The 21,875-nt window shown below is 48.4% G+C and carries 16 protein-coding genes and 1 pseudogene; 4 read left to right on the forward strand and 13 right to left on the reverse strand.

Features of this window, described 5'->3' with window-relative positions; all coding sequences use genetic code 11:
- Nucleotides 1–288: 288 nt before the first annotated feature.
- From NC981_RS22720 to NC981_RS22735, 4 genes and pseudogenes are all read right to left on the reverse strand, one after another.
- Nucleotides 289–441, reverse strand: coding sequence for a hypothetical protein (locus NC981_RS22720; protein WP_348244978.1), 153 nt, complete (start codon nt 439–441; stop codon nt 289–291).
- Between the two features lie 58 nt (nt 442–499).
- Nucleotides 500–814 (reverse strand): hypothetical protein, encoded by a 315-nt coding sequence (locus tag NC981_RS22725; RefSeq protein ID WP_348244979.1) that lies wholly within the window; start codon nt 812–814, stop codon nt 500–502.
- A gap of 38 nt (nt 815–852) precedes the next feature.
- Nucleotides 853–975, reverse strand: a pseudogene (locus NC981_RS22730) (IS5/IS1182 family transposase); the annotation flags it as partial.
- A gap of 211 nt (nt 976–1,186) precedes the next feature.
- Nucleotides 1,187–7,021, reverse strand: coding sequence for a HAMP domain-containing protein (locus NC981_RS22735; protein WP_348244980.1), 5,835 nt, complete (start codon nt 7,019–7,021; stop codon nt 1,187–1,189).
- A gap of 283 nt (nt 7,022–7,304) precedes the next feature.
- Between NC981_RS22735 and NC981_RS22740 the strand changes: the two genes are divergently transcribed.
- Nucleotides 7,305–7,625: a hypothetical protein gene (locus tag NC981_RS22740; protein ID WP_348244981.1), complete on the forward strand. Its 321-nt coding sequence runs from the start codon at nt 7,305–7,307 to the stop codon at nt 7,623–7,625.
- 63 nt (nt 7,626–7,688) lie between these two features.
- Here NC981_RS22740 and NC981_RS22745 read toward each other — a convergent pair whose 3' ends face one another.
- Nucleotides 7,689–8,210, reverse strand: coding sequence for an O-acetyl-ADP-ribose deacetylase (locus NC981_RS22745; RefSeq protein ID WP_348244982.1), 522 nt, complete (start codon nt 8,208–8,210; stop codon nt 7,689–7,691).
- A 651-nt stretch (nt 8,211–8,861) separates the two neighbouring features.
- Here NC981_RS22745 and NC981_RS22750 point away from each other — a divergent pair.
- Together NC981_RS22750 and NC981_RS22755 are read left to right on the forward strand one after the other, a co-directional pair.
- Complete coding sequence (locus tag NC981_RS22750; protein ID WP_348244983.1) at nt 8,862–9,653, forward strand: peroxiredoxin-like family protein; 792 nt, start codon at nt 8,862–8,864, stop codon at nt 9,651–9,653.
- 30 nt (nt 9,654–9,683) lie between these two features.
- Entirely contained in the window at nt 9,684–10,904 is a 1,221-nt protein-coding gene (locus tag NC981_RS22755) for a saccharopine dehydrogenase NADP-binding domain-containing protein (protein ID WP_348244984.1), read from the forward strand.
- Between the two features lie 261 nt (nt 10,905–11,165).
- Here the strand turns inward: NC981_RS22755 and NC981_RS22760 are convergent, their stop codons facing one another.
- From NC981_RS22760 to NC981_RS22780, 5 genes are all read right to left on the reverse strand, one after another.
- Nucleotides 11,166–11,762: a hypothetical protein gene (locus NC981_RS22760; protein WP_348244985.1), complete on the reverse strand. Its 597-nt coding sequence runs from the start codon at nt 11,760–11,762 to the stop codon at nt 11,166–11,168.
- A gap of 478 nt (nt 11,763–12,240) precedes the next feature.
- Nucleotides 12,241–12,465, reverse strand: coding sequence for a hypothetical protein (locus NC981_RS22765; RefSeq protein ID WP_348244986.1), 225 nt, complete (start codon nt 12,463–12,465; stop codon nt 12,241–12,243).
- Between the two features lie 2 nt (nt 12,466–12,467).
- Nucleotides 12,468–12,941: a type II toxin-antitoxin system VapC family toxin gene (locus tag NC981_RS22770; RefSeq protein WP_348244987.1), complete on the reverse strand. Its 474-nt coding sequence runs from the start codon at nt 12,939–12,941 to the stop codon at nt 12,468–12,470.
- Nucleotides 12,942–13,273: 332 nt separating this feature from the next.
- Nucleotides 13,274–14,377 (reverse strand): catalase family protein, encoded by a 1,104-nt coding sequence (locus tag NC981_RS22775; RefSeq protein WP_348244988.1) that lies wholly within the window; start codon nt 14,375–14,377, stop codon nt 13,274–13,276.
- Nucleotides 14,378–14,506: 129 nt separating this feature from the next.
- Nucleotides 14,507–14,770, reverse strand: coding sequence for a hypothetical protein (locus NC981_RS22780; RefSeq protein ID WP_348244989.1), 264 nt, complete (start codon nt 14,768–14,770; stop codon nt 14,507–14,509).
- Between the two features lie 562 nt (nt 14,771–15,332).
- Between NC981_RS22780 and NC981_RS22785 the strand changes: the two genes are divergently transcribed.
- The gene (locus tag NC981_RS22785) at nt 15,333–15,950 is read left to right on the forward strand and encodes a hypothetical protein (RefSeq protein ID WP_348244990.1); all 618 of its coding nucleotides are present in this window, start codon (nt 15,333–15,335) and stop codon (nt 15,948–15,950) included.
- Nucleotides 15,951–15,959: 9 nt separating this feature from the next.
- On the opposite strand, the gene NC981_RS22790 is transcribed toward NC981_RS22785, so the two are convergent.
- Genes NC981_RS22790 through NC981_RS22800 form a run of 3 tightly spaced genes read right to left on the reverse strand, consistent with a single transcriptional unit; the run spans nt 15,960 to nt 21,861 of the window.
- Nucleotides 15,960–18,404 (reverse strand): acyl-CoA dehydrogenase, encoded by a 2,445-nt coding sequence (locus NC981_RS22790; protein ID WP_348244991.1) that lies wholly within the window; start codon nt 18,402–18,404, stop codon nt 15,960–15,962.
- Between the two features lie 24 nt (nt 18,405–18,428).
- Nucleotides 18,429–19,604 (reverse strand): acetyl-CoA C-acyltransferase, encoded by a 1,176-nt coding sequence (locus NC981_RS22795; protein ID WP_348244992.1) that lies wholly within the window; start codon nt 19,602–19,604, stop codon nt 18,429–18,431.
- Between the two features lie 10 nt (nt 19,605–19,614).
- Nucleotides 19,615–21,861: a 3-hydroxyacyl-CoA dehydrogenase/enoyl-CoA hydratase family protein gene (locus NC981_RS22800; protein WP_348244993.1), complete on the reverse strand. Its 2,247-nt coding sequence runs from the start codon at nt 21,859–21,861 to the stop codon at nt 19,615–19,617.
- Between the last annotated feature and the right edge of the window lie 14 nt (nt 21,862–21,875).

Genomic DNA, 21,875 nt, shown 5'->3' on the forward strand with positions numbered 1-21,875 from the left:
ACAGGCTCCGTTGAATCGTTGTTTAATTCCAGACTTGAGTTTGTGCTTTTGGGATTTCCGTCCGAGTTCTCGAAAGGGGGGCTTTGAATTCATGCGCTTAATATCATCTCTGTAACGAACTGTACCAATCGTATTATCTTAACGTCAGCTCGACGGATTTCCTCGCTGCGTTTAGGCTCGATCCTGCCCCCTAAATCCCCCACCCGTGGGGGATTTAGGGGGCAACGCGCAGATCTAAACGTAGTCAAGAATTTGCGTCGAACTCACGTTATCTTAAGCGCTCACTTCTTAAGCGCTCACTCCAAAGATTTCTTCGATGAATCTCGCTTGAGACACACTGTCCTCTTTGTGAACTCCTTTCACTTGTCCTTCAACTGGTTGCGGATTTTGCATAAAAGTTAACAGGAGAGATTGAATCGCAAGGTCAGATTGAGCTTTCACAGGAACAGAACGATCGATTGGGATCGGCTTCCTGCTACTTTTGCCCATATTTCTGATTTCAAGGCATGACCATTCTGGGTCTCTGTTCAAAACGTAGCAGTAAGCGCTTGAACTTATCCTCCCAAGCAAAGATGCGCTCAATGGTGCGAAAGCGCTCCTGAAAGATGGCTGGGTCGAAAATCGGTTTGCGTGCCCGCTTCGGAATTTTTCTGCTGCGCGGATTTGCAGGAATATTCGGAACCCTGCCGCGATTGAAAATGGCTTTGCGGTTGGCTCGGCTATCGTAAACGCTATCCAAGCTGACGATCATCTGGTTCAGGTCGAGTCCGACCTGCTGAGCGATGCGGGTGACTTGTGGCAGGGCGGTCTTCAACAGGGGCGCCTCGTTGCGATTGCTGGGTGCTGCAATGAACGGAAATCATGCTGTCGCCCTTTGCCAAACGCAGTACAGACAATCAGTTCACTGAGATAGTCTACGACGACTTGAGCTTTGAGTGTGTGCCATTTTTGCTTGCCACTGTAGTAGGGTCGTTGGTTTTTTATAGAGCAGGTTAATCAATTGCCGATTTGGTCGATCGATCAACCCCTAACCCCTACCTGTCCTGCTCGAAAAGAACAACCCGAATAGGAAAAACCATTATGAGAACAGGACAAGCGATCGCTTTAGTTATTTTTATTGTCTGTCTTTGTTTTTCCTAGTGTATGAGTGCAGGAGACATAGGGAAGTTTCACGGAAAGAATAGAACTAGCGCTGAAGCCAAACTCGAAGTACGGAGAGGAGTTGATCAGTTTCGACAGGCTTAGTGATGTAGTCTGATGCTCCGGCTTCCATACATTTTTCTCGATCGCCCCGCATCGCTTTTGCAGTCAGCGCAATGATCGGCAAGTCTCGAAACTGGTTGACCTGTCGAATCGCTCGTGTTGTTTCATAGCCATCCATTTCCGGCATCATCACATCCATCAACACTAAATCAACATCTGGATGCTCTTGCAGCATCGTAATGCCTTCTCGACCATTTCCTGCGTAGAGAATTGCCATCTGATAACGCTCTAGTACACTCGTCAAGGCAAAGATATTCCGAATATCATCATCCACGATGAGAATTTTCTTGCCTGCAAGTGTAGTATCCTGTTGCTGAGATCGCTCTAGCATCTGTCGCTGCATTTCCGGTAAGTTCGCTTGCACGCGATGCAGGAACAAGGCAGTTTCATCAAGCAAGCGTTCTGGCGATCGCACATCCTTGAGAATAATTGTGTCTGAAATGCGCCGCAGTTCTCGTTCTTCTTGAGCAGTAAGCTCTTTTCCGGTGTAAATGATAATGGGTAAATGGGCGAGGCTCTGTTCTTGCTTGCCTTGCTCAAGGAAGGCAAATCCATCCATATCGGGCAACCCTAGATCTAGAACAAGACAGTCAAAGCGTTGCGATCGCAGCATTTCTAGCGCTTCTGCCCCAGTTGCTACAGCCGTACTGACTACATCCGTACTGCCAATCAACTCGACAATGCTTCGACGTTGCACGTCATCATCTTCCACAACGAGCAAACTCTTCATTGGTCGCTCGACGAATTCTTTGATGCTTGCCAAAGCATTGAGTAGAGATTCACTGTTCACTGGCTTTTGCAGGTAAGCGATCGCACCCTGCCGTAAGCTCCGTTGTAAGCCCTCCTCAACGGACATGATGTGAACGGGAATATGGCGAGTGTCATTGTGGTGCTTCAGCCGATCTAACACCATCCATCCATCCAGAACGGGCAGGCGAATGTCGAGCATGATTGCCGTAGGTTTGAACTGTTGTGCTAGTTCTAGACCAACATTGCCGCGTGTTGCAACGATGCCTTTGAAGCCTTGCTGCCGTGCTAAATCCAGTAGAATTCGAGCAAAATTCACATCGTCTTCGATAATCAGCAGGGTCAGGTCTTCCGGCTGAATGCTGTCTCGGTCATCTTCGATCGCACGCTCAAACACCGTAATCGCTGTTTCTGACTGATTGCTGATAGGGGTTGGAGCTTCGGAGGCTGATCGCATTGCCGTAGACCGAGCTACCGAAGGTTGGGAAGCGGAGAGCGCTGACTCAGACCTGGATGAATCCCAACGTCCGCTATCACTTTGGGGTAGATATAGCGTAAAAGTACTCCCCCGCCCTAGTTCGCTTTGCAATCGAATTTCGCCACCTAACAATCGAGCAATTTCCCGACTGATCGATAAGCCTAAGCCTGTACCGCCGTACTTGCGGCTGGTCGTCCCATCTGCCTGCTGAAATGCTTCAAAAATCACCTGTTGTTTGTTCGGAGCGATGCCAATTCCAGTGTCAGAAACGGCAAAGGCAATCACACGATCGGCACGATTCAGGGTGTCTTGATCAAAACTCCAGCCCCCAGATGCAAGACTTACTCTGAAGCTCACTTGACCTTGTTCAGTAAACTTGAAGGCATTCGAGAGCAAGTTTTTCAGCACTTGCTGCAGCCGTTTCGCATCGGTGTACAAACTGCGTGGCAACTGCGGATCAAAGTGCATCTGGAAATCAAGACTGCGATCTTGGGCAACTTGCCGGAAGGTGCGATCGAGATGGTTACGCAGGTCAGTAAATGTCATTGGTTCTGGATCGAGCGACATTGTTCCCGATTCGATTTTCGCTAGATCCAGAATGTCATTAATTAGCCCCAGCAAATCGTTTCCAGAAGAATGAATGGTTCGGGCATACTCGATTTGCTTATCCGTTAGATTGCCCTCAGTGTTATCGGCAAAGAGACGGGCAAGAATTAATAGACTGTTGAGCGGCGTTCGCAACTCGTGTGACATATTCGCCAGAAACTCAGACTTGTATTTAGAACTCAGGGCGAGCTGTTCGGCTTTTTCTTCCAACGATCGACGCGCCTGCTCAATCTCTTGATTTTTGCGCTCAACTTCTCGGTTTTGTACCGCTAACAGTTCTGCTTTTTCCTGGAGTTCTTCATTGGTTTGTTGGAGTTGCTCCTGTTGATTCTTGAGGAGTTCTTCAGAAGCTTTCAGCGATTGTGCTTGTTGTTCTAATCGTTGATTGGTTTCTGTGAGTTCTTTCTGTTGGCTTTGGAGTTCTTCTGCCAAAGATTGCGACTGTTTGAGGAGTTCCTCGGTTCGCATACTAGCCGCGATCGTATTGAGTACGATCGCAATACTCTCAGTTAACTGGTCGAAGAAGGTCAAGTGAATATCGCTAAACCGAGAGAACGAGGCAAGCTCGATCACAGCCGTCACCTGCCCTTCAAATAACACAGGTAGCGCAACTGCGTTGAATGGAGACGCTTCGCCCAACCCCGAACTAATTTTGATGTATTCGGGCGGGACTTCGGTGAGCAAAATGCGCTCTTTTTCTAACGCACATTGTCCGATGAGTCCTTCTCCCAGTTGGAAGCGGTTGCCTAAGTGCTTGCGTTCTCGATAAGCATAGGTGCTGAGTAGCTTGAGATAAGGCGCATGATTTTCGCTCGCTTCCATCAGATAAAAGACCCCGTGTTGCGCCGAAACCAAGGGAGCCAACTCCGACAGAATCAGTTTGGAGACCGTCTCCAGATCGCGCTGACCTTGCAGCATTCGAGTGAACTTCGCCAAGTTGGTTTTGAGCCAGTCTTGTTCAGTGTTCTTTTGCGTCGTTTCGCGCAGGTTAGCGATCATCTGGTTGATGTTGTCTTTGAGAACCGCGACTTCTCCTTTTGCTTCAACGGAAATCGATCGCGTTAAATCTCCCTTCGTAACCGCCGTTGCGACTTCAGCGATCGCTCTTACTTGCGTTGTCAAATTGGCTGCGAGTTCATTCACGTTGTCGGTCAAATCGCGCCACGTCCCCGATGCCCCCGGAACTTTCGCTTGTCCTCCCAGTTTGCCTTCGCTTCCTACTTCTCGCGCTACGGTGGTCACTTGTTCTGCAAACGTTGCCAACGTATCAATCATTTCGTTGATCGTGTCGGCTAACGTTTCGATTTCACCTTTGGCATCGAGCATTAACTTGAGTTTCAAGTTTCCGTTAGCAACCGCAGTGACCACTCTTGCAATGCCTCGCACTTGAGCTGTGAGATTGCTTGCCATCGAGTTCACGTTATCGGTCAAATCCTTCCAGGTTCCAGCGACTCCAACGACTTGCGCTTGACCGCCTAACTTCCCTTCAGTCCCTACTTCACGGGCGACCCGTGTCACTTCCGAGGCAAAGGAACTCAACTGATCGACCATTGTGTTGATGGTGTTTTTCAGATCGAGGATTTCACCTTTGACATCGACAGTGATCTTTTTGGATAGATCGCCATTCGCGATCGCAGTTGCCACTTCTGCAATGTTCCGTACCTGTGCTGTGAGATTGCCCGCCATCAAATTGACGTTATCGGTCAAATCCTTCCAGGTGCCACCCACCCCTCGGACATAGGCTTGCACGCCCAACTTTCCTTCGGTTCCCACTTCTCGCGCCACTCGTGTCACTTCCGAAGCAAACGAGTTAAGTTGATCCACCATCGTATTGATCGTGTTTTTCAACTCTAGGATTTCACCTTTGACATCGACCGTAATTTTCTTCGATAGGTCGCCATTTGCAACCGCAGTGGTCACTTCAGCGATGTTTCTCACTTGCGCGGTTAAACTCCCCGCCATAAAGTTCACGCTATCGGTGAGATCCTTCCACGTCCCTGCAACGCCCTTGACTTCTGCTTGTACGCCTAGTTTTCCTTCTGATCCCACTTCCCGCGCCACGCGGGTGACTTCTGAAGCAAAAGAATTAAGCTGATCCACCATTGTATTAACGGTGTTCTTCAACTCTAGGATTTCACCTTTGACATCGACCGTGATTTTCTTCGATAGGTCACCATTTGCAACCGCAGTCGTCACGGCTGCAATATTTCTCACTTGCGCGGTTAAACTCCCCGCCATGAAGTTCACACTGTCGGTGAGATCTTTCCACGTCCCGGCAACGCCACGTACATCTGCCTGGACACCAAGTTTTCCTTCGGAACCCACTTCCCGCGCCACCCGCGTTACTTCTGAGGCAAATGAACTAAGCTGATCCACCATTGTGTTGATCGTGTTCTTAAGTTCGAGAATTTCGCCTTTGACATCGACCGTGATTTTCTTGGACAGATCTCCATTTGCAACGGCTGTGGTTACTTCAGCAATGTTCCTTACCTGTGCGGTCAAATTACCTGCCATGAAGTTCACACTATCAGTGAGATCCTTCCAGGTTCCGGCAACGCCACGCACTTGAGCTTGCACCCCTAACTTCCCTTCAGTTCCCACTTCCCGCGCTACCCGCGTCACTTCCGAAGCAAAAGAATTGAGCTGATCCACCATGATGTTGATGGTATTCTTCAGTTCAAGAATTTCGCCTTTGACATCGACCGTGATTTTCTTCGATAGGTCGCCATTTGCCACCGCAGTCGTCACTTCTGCGATGTTTCTCACTTGCGCGGTTAAACTCCCCGCCATAAAGTTCACGCTATCAGTGAGATCCTTCCAAGTTCCGGCAACTCCCTTGACCTGCGCTTGACCGCCAAGCTTTCCTTCTGCTCCTACTTCGCGCGCCACCCGCGTTACTTCCGAAGCGAAAGAATTAAGCTGATCCACCATTGTATTAACGGTGTTTTTCAACTCTAGAATTTCACCTTTGACATCGACCGTAATTTTCTTCGATAGGTCGCCATTTGCCACCGCAGTCGTCACTTCAGCAATATTCCGCACTTGAGCCGTGAGATTGCCCGCCATCGAGTTCACGCTATCGGTCAAATCCTTCCACGTCCCAGCAACCCCTCGGACATCTGCTTGCACGCCCAACTTTCCTTCGGTTCCCACTTCTCGCGCCACCCGCGTCACTTCCGAAGCAAAGGAATTAAGCTGATCCACCATCGTATTGATCGTGTTTTTCAACTCTAGGATTTCACCTTTGACATCGACCGTAATCTTTTTGGATAGGTCGCCATTTGCCACCGCAGTCGTCACTTCTGCAATATTCCGTACTTGAGCCGTGAGATTGCCCGCCATCGAGTTCACGCTATCGGTCAAATCCTTCCATGTACCCGCGACTCCGGGCACATCTGCTTGCACCCCCAACATTCCTTCGGTTCCCACTTCCCGCGCCACCCGCGTTACTTCCGAAGCAAAGGAATTAAGCTGATCGACCATGGTGTTGACGATTTGAGCCGTTTGCAGAAATTCCCCTTGTAAGGGTCTGCCCTCAATCTCAGTCGCGATCGTTTGAGTCAAATTTCCGGTTGCTACCGCCCGAATCACCCGCGTCGTCTCGGTCATAGGCTGCACTAAGTCTGTGATCAGCGTATTCACAGAGCCGATCGATGCCTTCCATGCTCCCCGCGCATTCTCGATCGCAGCACGTTCGCTAATTTTGCCTTCTTTGCCAACCACGGTGCTGATGTGTTCTAGCTCGGTTGCCATTTGCTCATTCATCTCGATGATGTCATTGAGCGTATCGGCAATTTTCCCTGCAATTCCGGTTTGGTCGATCGGCATTCGGACGGAGAAGTTGCCCTTTTTCACTTCAACCAGCGTTCTGAGAAGCTGCTGAAGGTCAAGATTATCCGGTTCGCTGGTGAGAGGTGCGGTTGTCATGGCAAGGTAGGCAGGTAGTTTAAGCCAAAATCAGAATTTTCTCTGCCTCAATTCGATACCAGAGACGTATTCCGAACTCATTATCCATCTTCCATGTCTATATATGACCTCTACCAATAGAGGTAGTTTTTGCTGCTTTCTATCTTGTTCTCTATCCTTAGATAGAGGATAACTTCCTGCTATCAGTTAAAGTTTTCTCAGGGAGGAGTGTAGCGTCTCGCTTAGCATTTCGCTAAATTGATAGCCTAGATCCTGCTAATTTAACGAAGAAAGGAATCAGCTTTTGAAAGGTCAGTCGCTCAACCAAGAACCCAACGCCGAAGATTTCAATCGCTTAGTCGATTCTGTCGTCAAAGCTGTGCTGAAAGTGGGTCAGAGCCAAAACCTGGAAGAAGCGATCGTAATTCGCAATGAACTGCGTCGTCTGCCGGATGCACTACTCACCGAAGTTCTCAATCAGGTGATGCTACATCTTGTGTCGGTCGATCCGCTCTTATGTCGCTGGTTTATTATTGATGTTTTTCTGCGCGATGCTCCAGCAGAAGGTAAAGCAGATGTAGCAGAGCGAATAAACCTCCTATTGGCGGATCTGCAATCGAGCTAGTTCTCTGGCTCTTTCTGCTTTAATTGTGATGTTTCTGACAAGTGCTTTGAAAAGATAGACCAGTTACTCGATCGTAGTCAAAGCAGTTTGATACGCGCTGTAGACTTCGGAGCTGAAGCAAGCGAAAACTACTTTCTCGATCGCGTCATTCTCATGCAGAAAGCTGATTGTTTCTCGGAGTGCAATCTCACAAGCTTGCTCAATCGGATAGCCATAAACGCCACAACTAATCGCCGGAAATGCGATCGTTCTCACTTCATGTTGAATTGCCAATTTCAGGCTTTCACGATAGCAAGAGGCTAGGAGTTCTGGTTCACCCTTTCTGCCATCTTGCCAAACAGGGCCGACTGCATGAATCACAAACTTTGCAGGCAGTTGATAGCCTTTGGTGATCTTAGCTTGCCCAGTTTGACAGCCTTTCAGCATCCGACATTCTTTAACCAATTGTGAACCTGCGGCGCGGTGAATCGCTCCATCAACGCCACCGCCGCCTAAAAGAGAGCTATTTGCAGCATTCACGATCGCATCAACTTCGAGTTTAGTAATATCCGCAATCCTGATTTCAAGTTTGTCGATCACAGCCATCTTTATTTCCTCTCAACGCAGCGATATAGAGGCTTCGCCTGCATTAGAACTTACCGATTTACTATACATAGCAATCCTAAGTCATTTGTGAGATGCGTAGTTGATCGCGCCCCCTAAATCCCCCACGAGTGAGGGACTTTGAGCAAGAGGCGTTGAGTTTCAAAGTCCCCCAGAATGGGGGATTTAGGGGGCAGAAGCATACTGAAACGGAGCGACAAAGCCGCATTTATAATTCATTTAGGATTGCTATATCTACATATTGGGCTGGATCAAATTCTTCAGCGAACTGCCTTAGCACGATCGTAGGTTGACAATCTCTCACCTTCCCTTATCTCAAGAATTCTAGTCAAGAATTCTAGCGACTGCTCTAAATTCCGCTGGGCAAGGAGGCGGAATTAACAGAAAGAGGAAGACCGAACTGGGTGAGACAGGCGATAATACTGCTCATGAGTCCGACCATCGTTACGTTAATGGGAGCGAGGAGATGCAGAACCGTCGATGATGCTGGATCAGTAGGCAATTTTTTCAGAAGCAATTAAAGTTCCACTTGCCGATCTACCGATTAAAAAAGTCTCCCTGGTTGCCTAAGTGCCAAGATTAGGCGAGTGAAGAGGTTTCTCTGACGACTTAACGCACTGTTATTTGCTCACTATGGACTTATACGATCGCTTGAGCCAAACCAAACGCCAACGCATCAGTGATGGAGCTACTGTTCCGATCCTAGAGGGATGTGATTCCACTCCTCGAACACTTGTGTTGCTCTGGTCACAACTGGGGGATTTCGACAGCCTCGAATACGCTTGGTGGATCCAGCGAGGGGCGCAATTACTCCAAACAGCCGGAATCGTGGTTCGCGCTGTTGGAATCGGTGATCTCAAATCCGGCGAGAAGTTCTGTGCGTATACAGGTTTTTCTCCCGATTGCCTCTTTGTCGATCCGACGGCGGAACTACATCAGCAACTTGAGCTATCCCCTGGATTATCGCTCAAGCTTTCCTGGCTCTCTCCATCACAAAACGCTTGGCTCAATCTATGGCTGATGTGTGCTGGCATAGGTAGCCCTGGAACCCTAGCGGAAGTCTTTCGAGGCTATCGAGGCGATCGACAAGCCCCACAATTGATCGCAGATGAAGAGACTGTCAAAGCGCCACCGCTTCCACCGCTTAAAGGCTCTACCTTTCGATGGGCGGGGGGTAGCGGTTTCCAGCGTCCGTTTGAACTCGCTACTTTGCGACTGCGAAATATGACAGAAGTGCTGAGCCATTGGAAAACTTATGTCCCTAACTCGGCATATCTCACGCAGCGCGGTGCAACGTTTTTGTTTGATACTCAGGGTCAGTTGCTTTATGAACATCGAGATCAGGCAATTCTGGGGTTTGCGAAGCAGATGAGTCGACCGCTCTCGTTTCTTGAGTCGCTGCCTGATCTAGCGCCACCTTTATAATTTGAAGTCCTGCTGCTGAGGGTTTTTGCGATGTCTGAACGTTCCTATGATGTTGTTCTGTATGGTGCAAGTGGATTTGTTGGCAAACAGACCGTGCAATATTTTGCCAGGTATGCCACTTCTGAATCGGTACGCTGGGCGATCGCAGGGCGAAATCGTCAAAAGTTAGAAGCAGTTCGAGATGAAATCGGCGTAACTGTGGATGTGCTAATTGCTGACAGTCAAGATCAGCAGGCAATTGATGCGATCGCATCTCAAACACGGGTCGTTCTTACCACGGCTGGCCCCTTTGCACTCTACGGGAATGCCCTGGTGGATGCGTGTGTGCGACTCAAAACGCACTATGTTGACATTACCGGAGAAACGCCTTGGGTGAGAACGCTCATAGATCGCTACCATGCTCAAGCCGCACTCGATGGCACCCGCATTATTCCCTGCTGTGGCTTTGATTCTGTCCCATCCGATTTGGGCACTTACTTGATTGTTCGCTACATCCAACAGGTATTGCATCTGCCCTGTCAGCAGGTGAACGCTTACTTTCAGGCGTTTGGAGGCTTCAATGGAGGCACACTAGCGTCTGCGTTCAACCTCTATGATTCACGAAGGCTAACACAGATGAATGAACCCTTCTTGCTGAATCCATCTCAAAATCAGACTCAACCTCAGATCGAGCGCAATCGTGACCCACAACTTCCCTCTTTTGATCCAGATCTCAACACTTGGATTGCTCCCTTCTTTATGGCACCTGTCAACACCCGCATTGTTCGTCGGAGTTGCGCTTTGCTTGAGGAGTGGCAAGAACCTTATGGTGCCGATTTCGCTTATCAAGAGTATCTCAAACTGGACGAACCCCTCGCAGGGCTGAAAGCAGTTGGTTTGACGACAGGGTTTGCGTTATTGATGGGAGCAGTGCAGCAATCTGCTCTACGATCGTTGATCCAACCGATTTTGCCTCAGCCGGGAAGTGGGCCCTCTGAGCAAACGATGAACGAGGGATGGTTTTCTTGTGAATTAGTCGGCACTGCATCTGATGGGCGCAAAGTGCGGGGCACCATTCGCGATCAGGGCGACCCTGGCAATCGAGCGACTGTCAAATTCGTATGTGAAGCTGCTTTGAGTCTGGCGCTTCAGATCGATGAGTTACCTGGCGGTTTGTCGAGAGGAGGCATTCTCACGCCAGCGACAGGTCTAGGAAATGTTTTAGCAGAACGATTGCGCCGCGCTGGGATGACGATCGCCATTCCTATCTAATTTTGCGGCGTTACTGAATGAAAAGATGAATTAGCTTGGCATGGGTACATCCCACAATTTGATACCAGATTGATTTGTGGATGAGACAGATTCTCGCCCCCTAAATCCCCCATTCTGAAGGACTTTGAGTATGATCTATCGCGTTTGCGAAGCAAGTTCCCCTTCGGGTAATCGCAGTTCCAACAAAAAGGAGCCAGGGATCAGTTTCTGGCTCCTCCAAATAATGTAAGTGTGCGATCGCGGTGCTCTGGATGTTCGCGCTCACTCTTTGACTTTTGGTTTTTCAGCTTCTTTGTCTTTCTTCTTGCCTTGTTGGGCAAACCGTTGCTTCATCTCGGTCATCATGGCTTCTAGGCTTGCCCCTTGACCACTGGCTTTGGCATAGCGATAGGCAGACAGGGCATCATCGTAGACTTCTGAACCGATTGCGGTCGCAGTCGCGTTGACCAGATCGAGCAATCGGGTGAGGGCAAGCGCGATCGTTGAGAGATCATCGAAGGTTGCCAAATCGCGTTGATACTGATTCACATCAAAGGAGCGGGGCAAGAAGTCCGGGTCTTGCAGAATCACTTCTAGGACTTTGCCCGCAAAGCTGCGGTTTTTGTCGCCCATGCCGGAGAGCGATCGACGTTCTTCTGCGGTGAGATCGCGCAAGGGGGGTAACTTGTCTCGCAGGAGTGTGAGCAGTTGCAGAATTTCATCGCGGTTGATTTGACTCAAGGAACTTACGTCAGCAGACAGAGAGGTTTCAGATAGAAAGGTGACTGGGGTGGATGTGGTTAGCGCAGAGCGCAACTTCGCAGGAACCCCAGACCCATTGCCATTACTTGTACCATTGGTGCTTTTTCTCGTGGACATACTGTAGAAGTTGATTGCGAGACTGCTTTCAGCTTGCCCAGGTGCGATCGTGAAGAGAACATTGCTTAGCAGATTGCAGGGTTTACAAAGGGCGAGGGTTTGGTGCGACCTTGATCAGAAAGACTTCGGCAGCGAACCGGACTCCCATTGGAAATGAACCCTACTCATTTTAGAGATCACTCTCACTCACCTCGGCAGTGAACTGGACTCATGTTGGAAGTGAACTAGGTTGACTTCAGCAATAAACCGACTTCAGGACAAGGGTGAACTGAGTTAGTTCCAGTATTGAACGTCACTGATGCGGGAGGCGAACCGACCTTCTTTCCAGAAGCGATCTTAATTCACTTCAGCGGTGAACTGTGTTCACCGCTGAAGTGAACCTCACTGACTCTAGGAGCAAAGTGACCTCATTCTCGAAGTGACCCTCACTCAGTGGAAAGTGGATTTTTAGAAAGGTGGGGTGCGATCGTATTAACGGCTAAGTTGAGCGGCTAATATCTTTTGTATCCCCACCCAGATCTCTCGCCCGTCCGCTCCAACGTGTTGTTAGACCGCGCTTTCGCGACAAACTGACAACCTCTCTACCGCTTTCGGCTTGCTGCTTTTGTAAATCTGCAAAGATTGCTTTCAAGTCATGATTGAATGACCGGGAATACTCTTCACGAATTTTGTGGATCTCTTCTACAATCTCATCCTGATACATGATCAACCTCCGAGGAGTTCATAGGGTGTGCAAAGAATTGGCAACTCGTACCCAAAGTCAAGGCTAATCGCCGCTAACTTCCACTGAATTTGAGCATTGGCAATATGTTTGCAATTCCATGTCAGCAAGTAATCTATGCCGTGAACGGTTGCGGCTGCAATATGAACAGCATCAACATCAGCTTTTGTGGGAAGGTTACCGCGCCCTAAAAATTGTTCTGCTAAATCGAGTACAGATTGATTCAGGTCTAACAACGAAAAATCGCGCAGGATTTCTAGCCGTCGAGATGCAATTTCAGTATCTCCTTGCGAGGCTTCTTTTACAACCGCCTGAGAGGAATAGAGTTGAAAATCACTGCGGCGCGTGTCCCACCACTCTCTCGTTACCTCAATATTGGCAGCCACGACAAGATCCCTGCTTGGTCGGGCGGTGAGGTAGCCTAAGATACTGGTTTCGATGTAAACAGTTTCACTCATACGAGAAGGGATGGGAGTCTCTACATTGTACCCCAGCCCTCCTTACCATTGCTTGCGCCGTCAAGCCATCGAAAATTGTTGTTGCGGAAATTGTTGTTCAAGGATCTGATGCGGTGCCCACCCTGAATTTGTTCTAGTTGCCAAAATGCACCATGTGCCGTGTCTGATACAAGCTGAACACCTAATCCATTACTCATCCCATCCAGCCAACGATAACTGCTGCTTGAGCTTTGAATGTGTTCTTTTCAAGGTCGTCGGAGTTTGCAGGATTGTTGTTACAGGAAAGTCCAGGTGCGATCGCCAATCAAAGTAATCCCTCGAAGGCATCCTTTCTAATCGGGCATCTCCTCAATACTACGTGGCTCTCCCTTTGGCTGTTGGTTCATCTCATGTCGGTAACGACTTGAAGCCTCATAAACCTCCCTGCGAAGGCGCTGAATTGCTCCTAGCGGTTGATGCTCGGCAATGGTATGCCAGGGGCTGAAAGACAGCACTTCATCTACATACACCTGACGGGCTGGACTATAAGCTTCCTGCATCCCAATCGTGATTTTAGCGATCGCTTGATAAGGACTGTCCTGCTCTGACCACTGCACCGAAGTATCTTCGATCGGCATGGTCTTCAAATTAGTGCAAAGCTGGACACGCAACTCATACTCAGCCGACTGTTCTCGAAAGAACTCCACAATCAAATCGCGCAGAGTAGAAGCACTCTGCATCTCAATTCTTTTGTCGATCAGCATCTGGAGACTTGCAGAGAGGGGAACTGCGCTTAACTTAGCAACGTAGTCTCCATAGCGCAGGGCAGCAGAGGTATAGTACGTCTCTCCTAAAATATGAGTTTCAGGTTGCGTAATCCCCAATGCAGTCGGATAAAGGTTGATGCCTACTTTCTGAGTGACTGCATTCACGGTTCGGGCAGTCAGTCCTAGCAGTTGTTGCGCCTCCTCTGGAGCACTGACCACTACCTTTTCCTGAAGCAACTGTTCAGGGAGAAAGCGAGCAAGATTTCCTGACGGAAAAACCGGACTGCTGAGCATCAGAAAATCTTGAGTCACAGCATCGGGTTCAGTAGCAAGAAGCTTCGGTTCTTCTACACCAATCACCTTAATTGCCATGCCCCGAAAGGTCGAAAGACTATCCGGTAGAATATCACCCGGAACACTTGAGAAGCGAATCATCACCGGATAAGTGCGGGGTTCACGGAACAACCCTTGAGCAAGATGAGGGGGTAAGTTGTCGTAAATTTGCAGTTCCCCCTTCAGTCCGCCATGACTTTTCGCATGAGCACCGCGCATGGCATGACGATGTTTGTCGAACACCTTTTGTCCTTGCCGAGCAACGGAGTTCATAATTTGGCGGATGAGTTTATCTTCATCCGATTGCTTGACTTCTACATCGTGGGAGTAGCGAACGTATTGATTTGAGTTGGTCATTCAGCAAAGAGCCTGGGAGGTGGATTCAAACGGTAGCCGTTTAATCATTCGCAACTAGGCTCACTTTCTTCATCCCCCTTATGTCAGAAATCTGGTGTCAGAAGTCTGCTATTTGCGATCGCCAGCCTTTTAGCGCGCAACAATCCACCCGTAAGTCAAAACGCCCAATCCCAAAACGCCCACGATCGTCTCTCGCTGCTCATCCCACAGCCGACGAACTCCGCTGAAAAAATGGCTGAACGCTGCTCGTCGCGATTGCCCCAACTCCGCCATCAATCCTTTAACTTTGGCATCGACTTCTTCAATCGGGACTTCCCCTCGTTGGTAAGCGGCTTCGAGTTCATTCAGTTTGTGCCAGTACTCATGCGTTGCTTCTAACAAATTCGGATTCATAAAATGAAAGGCGTTGTATAAACTTTTGTAAAGCCTAACGCACTTGATTTAGCAGCTTGGTCTGTAATTGGGCAGAGCTATTGTTGTCGATCGGTAGAATTGAGTCTAAAAACCGTTAGCGGTAGCAACATGCACTCAGTGCAAAACGATACCGAGAACAGCTACACCAGCGATTTGTAAATAGGCAAGAAATCGCTTGCGAATGCTGCACCATTTCCTTGATATTCCGGCAGTGTAAAAGCATCGACCTAAATACCATTGAATCGCGCAGATTCTGCCGATCGCATTAAGTCTGCTTCTGCTTGCGTGATCACTCCGGGCAACGATAGTGTCATACCAACTTCAATGAAGGGCATAAATTAATCTTGCGGTTCCTAAAAGTCCTTTACCTAAAAGTCCTTTACAATGATGGATAGCTTTGCATCTCCTCTGCTTTAGCTGTACTAACTCAGAACATCACTGTTCTTCACACTGATTATCAGAAGCCTTTTGTAAATATCTCTAGTTGGGGCTTTATTATGTGCATTTTTGGGAGAATTTCGCGAGGTTAGGAGGTTAATCCATGTCCATAGCTTTGAAAGTTGCCATCATTGCGGCGCATTTTCTTATCTATTTGGTGGCTGCCATCAATATTTGGATCTTTTCTCGACGCAGCGAATTTTATAGAACCGTCGTTAAGTTGAGATCACTACCGCTCATCTACTGCGGGTTTGCCTGCTTTGCGATCTCTACGTCCTACGAAATTGCTGAACACATTGACGATGACTGGCTCTACAAAAGCCACATTTCTCCGCTTAACCACCTGTTCTACACATTTACTACAGCAGGAATATGTCTGATTGCACTGGGACTGAGAAAATCTCGGCTCCTGGATGTCCTACTCATTGCTAGCCTGATTGCTGTACCTTTGAGCTATGGGGTGAACGACAGCAAAAGTCTCATGCTACTCATTTCGCTCATTCCTACAATCATCTTTGTTTATAACTGGTACGTAGTGATGCGAGATTGGCGGGTCTTTTTGTTTCTACTCTTCTCCAATGTGTTTGCCCTAGGATTTGGCGTTGCTTTGATTGCGACCAGTCAGCAAGTACTTCATTTGTTTGTGGGACCTGCTTCTGCAATTGGACTTTTGATTTTGGGCTATGTAGCCTGGGTAAAACCTAAACGCCTTAGGAGCTAGACGGCAGCTTTACGTGAGTGAAAGTTTAGCGGAATCTGTGATCTTCACGTGCGAAGAGAAACCGCTTGCGAATGCTGCGCCATTTCCCTGATATTCCGGCAGGGTAAAAGCATCGACCTGAATGGCATCGAATCGTGCAGATTCTGCCGATCGCATTAAGTCTGCTTCTACTTGCGTTATCACTCCGATTTTCAGCGCTGTCTCGAATAATGTTTCTCCTTTTTCTTGGGGTAACTGTCCTGAGCGGCTGGCTTGCTTGACCTTGTTGATCACGGCTTCAGCCTGCTCACAACGCTGAAATGCTTGCTCTAATCGTCCTAATGCTTCATCAGGATGCGTGGGAATGTAAATGCCAGTCGTGAGGCGGTCACGATTTTCTCCAGTCGTTTGTAGTGCTTGTGCAACTTGACTTCCTAGTGTATCAGTCGGAATTGTGCTGAGCGGATTGATTCTAACAAAGCTCAGGAGGATTGATCGGGCGATCGTCGGAATTGGCAAGTTCGCTAGAATCCCTTCTAAAGCTTGTTGCATTTGAGCAAAGCTATAGTTCATTGCCCATTGTACAAAGATCAAATCTGCTGGCTGCTCTCCTTCGGCTGCAAATCGTCTTAATGCTGCCATGCTAAGATACATCCACGATAGCCAATCCGCCAGCCTTCCGGTCAGTTTCTCATGGCGTTTGAGCGAACCCCCCAAACCGATTAACAAAAGATCAGTGAGAAACGCAAACATAGCAGAAGACCAAGCCAGCTTTTGATAGTAGCGCTTTGTGAATTTGGTTCCGGGTACTAGAGCAAGATAGCCACGAGATAAACTGAGTAGAATTGATCGAGCTTTATTCCGAACGATCGAACCGATGTGTTTCCACAAGACTTGATCAAATGCGATCGTATCTCCCGCTTCAATTGCTATCACTTCCGCATAGAGATAAGGATGACAGCGGATCACACCTTGTCCAAAGATCATCAAGGTGCGCGTGAGAATGTTCGAGCCTTCGACCGTGATCGGAATCGGCATCGCAATGTAGAAGTTTGCTAGGAGATTTCTTGACCCGCGACAAATACCTGAGCCGCCAAGAATGTCCATGCCGTCGTTGACTAATTTGCGCGTGATTTCGGTGAATTGATACTTCGCGATCGCAGAAACAACTGCTGGCTTTTCACCCGCATCAACCGCACCCGCTGTATAGATTCGAGTCGCGTCTAGTAGATAAGTCAGTCCGCCAATTCTCGCGAGCGGTTCTTCGATGCCTTCAAATTGACCAATCGATCGACCAAATTGCTGTCTGACTTTGGCATAATCACCTGTGACACGAGCAACTAACTTCGCAACTCCCGTACAGCTTGCCGGAAAGCTAATGCCTCGCCCTGCCGCTAGGGTTTGCATGAGCATCTTCCAACCTTGTCCAGCTTGCTCTACACCTCCAATGATTTGATCAATTGAAACAATCACATCTCGACCCTCAACCGGGGAATTGTAGAACGGAACTCCCATCGGATCGTGTCGTTTTCCTAGAATCATGCCCTCTGTATTCGCTGGAATCAGAATGCAGGTAATTCCTACCTCTTCACCTTTGCCGAGTAGATTGTCTGGATCATATAGCTTAAAGGCGAGTCCGATTAAAGTTGCGATCGTGCCCAAGGTAATATAGCGCTTGCGGAAGTTCAATCGCACCCACAATTGACCCTCATCTCCTCGAAATACAATGCCTTTAGCGGTGATACTGGCGGCATCTGATCCAGCAGTGGGTTCGGTTAAAGCAAAACAAGGAATTTCGTCACCCTCTGCGAGTCGAGGGAGGTAGTAATCTTTTTGGTCTGAAGTTCCATAATTTAGCAATAGCTTAGCGGGGCCGAGAGAGTTCGTAACACCAACCGTCGCAGTATAGATAAACGATCGAGAAGCAAGTTTTGCCATCACACTGCTATAGGCAAAGTTCGAGAATCCCAAGCCGCCATATTCGATCGGGATCATCATGCCAAAGAATCGCTCCTGCTTGAGATAGTCCCACACTGCTACAGGTAAATCCTTGCGCTGATGAATGTCCCAATCTGTCGCCATTCGGCAAACTTGCTCAACCTGCGTATCCAAAAATGTCTGCAATTCGGGTGTGACTTCGGGGTAGATAGCCTGATTCATGCGTTCAAAATCCGGCGCACCTGAAAAGAATTCTCTTTCAATCCAGACGGTTCCAGCCTCGATCGCGGCACGTTCCGTGTCCGAAATTTTAGGGACACGCATTACTTTCATGATTGGTGTTGTTAGCACTCGTCGCCGAATTTGAGGCACTGCTAGAATTAGCCCGATCGCAGCATAAATGCCCGAGAGCCAGAGTGATGCATTGAAGATGAAAAGCGCGATCGCGCCATATCCTAACCACACCCAAAGCGGCACACCGATAAATCCGAGCGTCAGTAGCAAGACAATCAGGAGTGCAAATTGTAAGAGAAGCATAGTTTATTCTCCGAATCAGAGGCGCTACAAACTTTCAAATACTGCCGCCGCGCCCATTCCACCACCGACACACATCGAAGCCAATCCGTAACGAACACCTCGGCGTTTCATCTCATGTAGTAAGGTTGCTGTCACCCTCGCTCCCGTACATCCCAAAGGATGTCCTAATGCGATCGCACCTCCATTCACATTCACAATCTCCTCGTTCAGCCCTAACTTGCGAATCACGGCTAAGGATTGTGCAGCAAACGCTTCGTTTAACTCAATCAATCCGATGTCTTCTAATCCCAGTCCGACTTGCTGTAAAACCTTGGGAATTGCTACGACCGGACCCATGCCCATGACTTCAGGCGGAACACCTGCAACAGCAAATCCTAACATTCGTCCTAAAGGCTGAAGCTTGAATTCTTTTAGCTTCGCTTCACTGACTAAAATCGTCGCTGCTGCACCATCTGAAGTTTGAGAAGAGTTTCCGGCTGTGACTGTTCCTCCAGCTCGAAACACCGCAGGTAACTTTGAGAGTGCTTCTGGACTCGTATCTGGTCTCGGTCCTTCATCGGTTTGCAGAATACTTTCTACAACTTCAGGCTTACCATCCTGGTAAATCGTTTCGCGAATGGGAACCGGAATTAACTCATCGTGAAATCGCCCTGCTTGGGTCGCTTGAATGGCGCGTTGATGCGATCGCAGTGCAAACGCATCTTGATCGGCGCGAGAAACATCATACTGCTGTCTGACGTTTTCTGCTGTCGCTCCCATAGTGCAATACACTTCAGGTAGCTCTGACATTAAAGCTGGATTCGGCAACAAATCATGCCCGCCCATCGGAATTAAGCTCATCGACTCTGCACCACCCGCAACCATTACCGCTGCTTGTTCGGTCACAATTGCTTGATGTGCCAGTGCGATCGCTTGCAGTCCCGATGCACAAAATCGATTTACGGTTGCTCCTGCTACAGAGTCAGGTAATCCAGCCCGTTGAGCAATCACTCGCCCTAAATTGAATCCTTGTTCTGCTTCGGGAAAGGCACACCCAAAAACCACATCTTCAATCTGATTGAGATCGAGATCAGGAACTTTTTCGAGTGCGGCTTTGAGTACGATCGCGCCCAAGTCATCGGATCGCATGTTCCGCAGCTTTCCGCGGGGTGCTTTAGCGATCGCAGTTCTTACACTACTAACAATATAAGCAGGTTGCATAATGTTCTCCTCAATTGCGGAGCGGCTTTTTCGTTTTGAGCAAATGTGCAATTCGTGCCTGAGTTTTTGCTTGATGCAGCAGCGGCACAAATGATTCACGTTCGAGTTGTAATAGATAATCCTCAGACACAAAGGCAGGTGCAGTTAGTTCTCCGCCCGTCATCACAAACGCTAATCGAGAGGCTAAATAGCGATCGTATTCACTCGCATATCCAGCTTGTTCAAACACATAAGCCGTATGTTCTAATGCGGCTCGTCCGGCTTGTCCAAGTACAAAAATTGAACAGTTCTGAGCAGGTGGAACATAGCCAATACGATCGAGATGTAAGACTTCTGCTTTTGCAACTTCTAATCGATGTTCTCCATTGATTAAAATTCGTGCATCACACGGCAAGAAACCTAGCATTTGTGCTTCTGCGGCACTGGTGGAAACTTTAGCTGTAGCGATCGTTTCAAACGCGGTTCTCAAAAAAGGTAGAACTTGGCTTGGCGTTTCTGTTGCAGACCGTTCTGCGGCTCGACTCACCATTCGCATCAGTCCCCCTGCCCCCGGAATCAATCCCACTCCAACTTCTACCAGTCCAATGTAGGTTTCAGCCGCAGCAACGACTTTCGGGCAAGCCATCACTAACTCACATCCACCTCCTAACACGCGCCCCTGAATTGCTGCCACGATCGGCTTCGGCGAGTAGTGAATTCGCTGAAGCAATGCTTGAAACCCTGAGATTAAAGTCTCGATCGCGCTCCAGTTTCCGGTTTGTGCGATCGTTGCCATCTCTACGAGATTTGCCCCGCCTGAGAAATGATCGCTATTGTTCCCGATCACCAATCCTTTGTAGTCAGTAGTCTCTAGCATTGATAGCGCCACTGCAAAGCCTTCGAGCACTTTGTTGCTTAGTGTATTTCCTTTCGATCGAAATTCGTACAATAGCACTCGATCGCCCATGTCTAACAAAGCAGCTTCCGCATTCTGCCAAACGGGTTGTTTCTCCTCAATCACAACGTTTGGATAAAAAGAGTGTTTAACCCAATCAGGCATCGTCATCTGTGCAGCTTGCATATCTGCTAACACCGGTTCAAATCCAAGCAAATCCCAAAGTTCAAACAGCCCGATCTCCCAACCAAAACCCCAGCGCATAGCTCGATCGACTTCATGCGGATCATCAGCAATCTCAGGAATCCGATGTGCGCCATAGTTCAGCATCTCTAATGTGCTTTGTCGGAAGAAGTCCCCAGCGCGTCCTGGACTGGTATAAAGCCTGCGGATGCGATCGTGCAAAGGTAACATTGCAATCTGATCCAATTCACCCAAATTCAAAGGCTGAGCAGGTTCATAAGCAAACGTCTTTGGATTGATCGATAAAATCTGTCCCCGCTGCTTTTTATAAAATCCCTGTCCACTTTTCGCGCCTAGTGTCCCAGTTGCAACCATTTTTCTCAACACATCCGGCACACGGAACATCTCGCGATGCTCATCATTGGGTGCAGCTTGGTAGAGATGATCGGCAACAGCAACTAAGGTATCTAGCCCAACTAAATCTGCTGTCCGAAATGTGGCTGATTTGGGCCTACCAATCAGGGTTCCGGTTAACGTGTCGATTTCTTCGATCGAATAACTCTGCTCAGTCCAAGCCTTCAATCCCAACAGCGTGACAAAGATGCCAATCCGATTCGCAATAAAGTTCGGTGTATCTTTGGCAATCACCACGCCTTTTCCTAAGTACAACTCAGCAAACCATTTCATGCGATCGAGGACTGCCGCATCCGTGTCGTGAGTTGGAATTAGTTCTAGCAGTTTTAGATAGCGCGGTGGATTAAAGAAGTGAGTTCCTAAAAATCGCTTGCGAAATGCTTCTGAGCGTCCTTTGGCAATCCAGCGAATCGGTATTCCACTGGTATTCGTCGAAACGATCGTTTCGGGCTGAATAATTGATTCTAAGCGTTCCATTAACTGTTGCTTGATCTGCAAATCCTCGATCACGGCTTCGATGACCCAATCAACCGAACGCAGTCGAGCGAAATGCTCATCAAAGTTACCCAGCATAATTTTTCTTGCAGTCTTTTCCGTAAATAAAATCGGTGGCGATAGTTTCAATGCCTTCTTAAATGCACCTTCAACGACATCATTTTTCGCTCCAGTTGGAGCAGCAATATCTAAAAGATGCACAGATAATCCAATATTTGCCAGATGTGCTGCGATCTGACTTCCCATCACACCTGCGCCTAATACTGCGACTGTTCGGAATGGTTGAAACATAAGATTAAAATTCT

It is taken from the genome of Leptolyngbya sp. DQ-M1 (assembly GCF_039962505.1).
Classification (GTDB): Bacteria; Cyanobacteriota; Cyanobacteriia; order Leptolyngbyales; family Leptolyngbyaceae; genus Leptolyngbya.

Excerpts from the sequence above, each read along its gene's own strand:
- NC981_RS22785 (WP_348244990.1), top strand. The coding sequence starts at position 15,333 with ATGTCCATAGCTTTGAAAGTTGCCATCATTGCGGCGCATTTTCTTATC.
- NC981_RS22800 (WP_348244993.1), bottom strand. The coding sequence starts at position 21,861 with ATGTTTCAACCATTCCGAACAGTCGCAGTATTAGGCGCAGGTGTGATG.
- NC981_RS22765 (WP_348244986.1), bottom strand. The coding sequence starts at position 12,465 with ATGTATCAGGATGAGATTGTAGAAGAGATCCACAAAATTCGTGAAGAG.
- NC981_RS22735 (WP_348244980.1), bottom strand. The coding sequence starts at position 7,021 with ATGACAACCGCACCTCTCACCAGCGAACCGGATAATCTTGACCTTCAG.
- NC981_RS22755 (WP_348244984.1), top strand. The coding sequence starts at position 9,684 with ATGTCTGAACGTTCCTATGATGTTGTTCTGTATGGTGCAAGTGGATTT.
- NC981_RS22745 (WP_348244982.1), bottom strand. The coding sequence starts at position 8,210 with ATGGCTGTGATCGACAAACTTGAAATCAGGATTGCGGATATTACTAAA.
- NC981_RS22795 (WP_348244992.1), bottom strand. The coding sequence starts at position 19,604 with ATGCAACCTGCTTATATTGTTAGTAGTGTAAGAACTGCGATCGCTAAA.
- NC981_RS22790 (WP_348244991.1), bottom strand. The coding sequence starts at position 18,404 with ATGCTTCTCTTACAATTTGCACTCCTGATTGTCTTGCTACTGACGCTC.
- NC981_RS22770 (WP_348244987.1), bottom strand. The coding sequence starts at position 12,941 with ATGAGTGAAACTGTTTACATCGAAACCAGTATCTTAGGCTACCTCACC.
- NC981_RS22780 (WP_348244989.1), bottom strand. The coding sequence starts at position 14,770 with ATGAATCCGAATTTGTTAGAAGCAACGCATGAGTACTGGCACAAACTG.
- NC981_RS22775 (WP_348244988.1), bottom strand. The coding sequence starts at position 14,377 with ATGACCAACTCAAATCAATACGTTCGCTACTCCCACGATGTAGAAGTC.
- NC981_RS22760 (WP_348244985.1), bottom strand. The coding sequence starts at position 11,762 with ATGTCCACGAGAAAAAGCACCAATGGTACAAGTAATGGCAATGGGTCT.
- NC981_RS22750 (WP_348244983.1), top strand. The coding sequence starts at position 8,862 with ATGGACTTATACGATCGCTTGAGCCAAACCAAACGCCAACGCATCAGT.